3 protein-coding genes and 1 pseudogene are annotated in these 3,427 nt (G+C 63.0%); all 4 read right to left on the bottom strand.

What is annotated here, in order from left to right; genetic code table 11:
* Nucleotides 1–540 (bottom strand): annotated as a pseudogene (locus CWO89_RS42065) (hypothetical protein); the annotation flags it as partial.
* 108 nt (nt 541–648) lie between these two features.
* Nucleotides 649–933, bottom strand: coding sequence for a cupin domain-containing protein (locus tag CWO89_RS42060; RefSeq protein WP_130584104.1), 285 nt, complete (start codon nt 931–933; stop codon nt 649–651).
* Nucleotides 934–945: 12 nt separating this feature from the next.
* The gene (locus CWO89_RS42055) at nt 946–2,043 is read right to left on the bottom strand and encodes a calcium:cation antiporter (protein ID WP_130584103.1); all 1,098 of its coding nucleotides are present in this window, start codon (nt 2,041–2,043) and stop codon (nt 946–948) included.
* A 42-nt stretch (nt 2,044–2,085) separates the two neighbouring features.
* Nucleotides 2,086–3,427 (bottom strand): sodium:proton antiporter (locus tag CWO89_RS42050; RefSeq protein ID WP_245476820.1); only part of this gene is annotated, 1,342 nt, incomplete at its 5' end.

Here is a 3,427-nt window from a genome sequence, read left to right as displayed (position 1 = left end):
CAACCGCTCGATCGCGGCGCGCGCGAGGTCGTTGGCGTCACGATGCTCGTCCGATACGGCCGCAGCTTCGGCTGGCGGCGAGGCGGGCGTAGCGGCGGGCACGGTAGCAGGCTGCTGCGCCGGCGCGGGCGTCACCTTGGCGACGGCCTTTTCGCGTTCGCGCGGTGCGGGCTGATGGCGACGGAGCTCCGCGGGCGGAATGCTTGCGGTCTCGGCGGGCGCTTCGGCGGGTTTGCTCTCGGTCGCCTTCTCGGCCGGCCTCTCGGTCACCGTAGCCTTCTCGGACGCCGTGCGCTCCATCAATGTGCGCTCCGACATGCCCTTGGCCTTCACGCCAGCTTCGGGGAGATTGGAGACCTCGGCGGGCTTTTCGACCGGCTTGCTCGCAACAGCCGCCTTCGGCTGAGCGGTCGAAACAGCGGCGGCGGCCGGCGCCTCCGGCTTGGCTACGATGTAGTGGTTAACGATGTAGGCCCCGATGACCGTCGCAGCCACCGAGGGTAAGATATCGACGACAAATTTCGTCAGGTATTTCAGCATTGCCAACCACTCCCCGCCGCGGCGTTAGATGCGGGAACTTTGAGGCACATTGAGGGATCAACTGCGACGGATCAATGGCAACCGGCCGGTTCCGGCGATCACGGATGCTTACGGCTTGAGTTCAATCTCGAGGAAGACGATCTCCGTAGAGGTTTCGTTAAGCACATCGTGCTCCACCCCCGCCTTCCGGAAATACGACTTGCCGGCGCCGAGCTGGGCATTCGACCGCTCGCCACTGGGCGCCACGATGGTCATCTCGCCCGCGGTCACGGGCACGATCACATAGTCCATCTCATGGATATGACGCCCGGTCGCACTGCCCGGCGCCAGCCGCCACTCCGTGACGCGGACCTCGGGGGTGTCGACCTGGACGTCGGATTTGGCGGCAAGCATCGTCATCGTCTCCTATGGCACGAATTCCAGGAACAAGAATACGGCAAATACCACCAGATGCACCAAGCCGAACAGGATGTTGGTGCGGCCGGTGCCGAAGGTCAGCATGCTCAAGAGGAAGGTCAGGAACAGCAGCACCGTGCTCTGGGCGCTGAGCCCGAGTACAAGTTCTTTGTCCAGCAGGTAGGTGGCAATGCCGACCGCCGGGATCGTCAACCCGATCGTGGCAAGCGATGAACCCAGCGCAAGATTGATGCTCTTCTGCAAATCATTGTTGCGGGCGGCCGAAGCCGCGGCGACGGCCTCCGGCATGAGGATGAGAAGCGCGACCACCAGGCCCGCGAAGGCTGCCGGCGCACCGATCATCGCCGCGGTGGCATCGATGACGAGCGAGAATTTCTTTGACAGCAGCACGACGGCCAGAAGGGAAACCAGGAGCAACGGAACACTGAGCGCCAGCACTGCGCCCGATGACTTCTTCGGCGCCTCGGCATCATTTGCGGACTCGACGACGAAGTAATCGCGGTGCCGCATGGTCTGGATGTAGAGAAAGACGCCGTACAACGCGAGCGTGACCACGTCGACAAAGCCCAGTTGCGTGGCCGAATAGACCGGCCCGGGCGTCGCCAACGTATAATTCGGCATGACCAGCGTTATCGTCGCCAACACGAACAACACGCTGAGATAAAGGTTGGCACCGGAAACCTGGAAATCCTGCTCTCGATAATGCAACCCGCCGATGAAGATGCAAAGCCCGACCAGGCCGTTGCAGACGATCATCACGACTGCAAACACGGTGTCACGGGCCAGGGCCGGCTGCGGCTTGTCGCCCAGCATGATCGTGGTGATCAGCGCCACTTCAATGATCGTCACCGCTAGCGTCAGCACCAAGGTGCCGAAAGGCTCGCCGACCTCTTCGGCGATCACCTCGGCATGATGGACTGCCGCGAACACCGTGCCGAACAGGATGGCCAGCAGGATCGCGGCGAGGAGCCATCCGCTAGGAGATGGGCTGAACACCCATCCGACGGCTGTCGCCGCAGCGAACAGTGCCATCGCCAGCGCCGGGAAAATCCATGCCGTATGCGGCATCGGACCGTGTGCGCTCATGAACTCCCCCTCCACTGCTCGAGGAGCTCCAACATACGGCACTCAGTGAACGCTGAGAACAGGGGCGATCGGCAGAAGGGTGAGAAGCAGGAACAGTGGTATCAACACTCCGCCCGCAAACAAAAGATAGCCAAAGAAGCTCGGCATTTTGACGCCGCGCTCGTTCGCGATCGCCGCCACCATGAAGTTCGGTGCGTTTCCGATATAGGTGAGCGCCCCCATGTAGACGGCGCCCATGGAGATCGCAGCCAGCGTCCCCGACAATTCCCCCATTAACCGCTGCGGATCACCGCCGGCGAGTTCGAAGAACAGGAGGTAGGTCGGAGCATTGTCGAGGAACGCCGACATCAGCCCGGTGAACCAGAAATAGGGAACCTCCCGCGGAGCACCGTTGGGCTCGGTGACGGCGGACAATAGCCAGGCAAAGGACCCGTCGTGCCCTGCATGCAGCATCGCCAGCACCGGGATGATCGCGGCGAAGATACCGGCAAACAGCTTGGCGACCTCCCGGATCGGCTCCCAGTTGAAGCCGTTCGCCTCGCGATGTTCGTCCGGGGTGAGCCACAGTGAAAGCAGCGCGATCACGACCAGAAGGCCGTCGCGCACCAGGTTCTGCAGCTCCAGCCTTGTGCCGAGAACGTCGAAGGCAATTCCCGGCCGCCAGGTCGCCGACATCAGGATGCTGGCAATGATTGCGGCGATCAGTGGCAGATTCATCAGGCCGTGAACCCGGATCGGCGCCGCTCCGCCTGGCGGCGCAGCCGGTTCTTTGCGGAAAAGCCAGAGATCGAGCACGACAAAGATCAGCAGCAAGATGCCGGCCACGACCGCGGTCTGCGGCCAGATGTTCCTCGTGGTCCAGAAGAACTCGACGCCGTGCAGGAATCCGACGAACAGCGGCGGGTCCCCGAGCGGACTGAGCGCGCCGCCGACATTGGCAACGAGAATGATGAAGAACACGATGACATGCGCGTTATGGGGCCGCGGCAGGTTGGCGCGGATCAGCGGGCGGATCAGGATCATGGCGGCACCGGTGGTGCCGACGACGCTCGCCATCATCGTACCCAATGCAAGAACCGACGTATTGGTCCAAGGCGTGCCCCTCATGTCGCCGGTCACCAGGATCCCGCCGGCAACGGTATAGAGCGCGAACAGCAGCACGATGAAGCTCAGATATTCGCCGAGCATCGCATGCACGAAGCTCTCTAGCATGGCTGCGCCTCCGGCGACCCAGGCGAGCGAAGCGAGCGTCAGCGCCGACCAGGCGGCGGCGATCTTGCCGTAATGGTGATGCCAGAATTTCGGGAACAGCAGCGGCCCAAGCGCGATCGACAGCAGCAGGCCGGCGAACGGAAGGGCAAATGGCCAGGTCATCGCCGCGCCG

This window comes from Bradyrhizobium sp. Leo170 (assembly GCF_004296405.1).
GTDB lineage: Bacteria > Pseudomonadota > Alphaproteobacteria > Rhizobiales > Xanthobacteraceae > Bradyrhizobium.
Note: the sequence above shows the minus strand (reverse complement) of the source record. Positions and strands in the feature narration are given on the sequence as shown.

What these genes read in the sequence shown, in the direction of transcription:
- CWO89_RS42060 (WP_130584104.1), bottom strand. Translation starts at nt 933, where the DNA reads ATGCTTGCCGCCAAATCCGACGTCCAGGTCGACACCCCCGAGGTCCGC.
- CWO89_RS42055 (WP_130584103.1), bottom strand. Translation starts at nt 2,043, where the DNA reads ATGAGCGCACACGGTCCGATGCCGCATACGGCATGGATTTTCCCGGCG.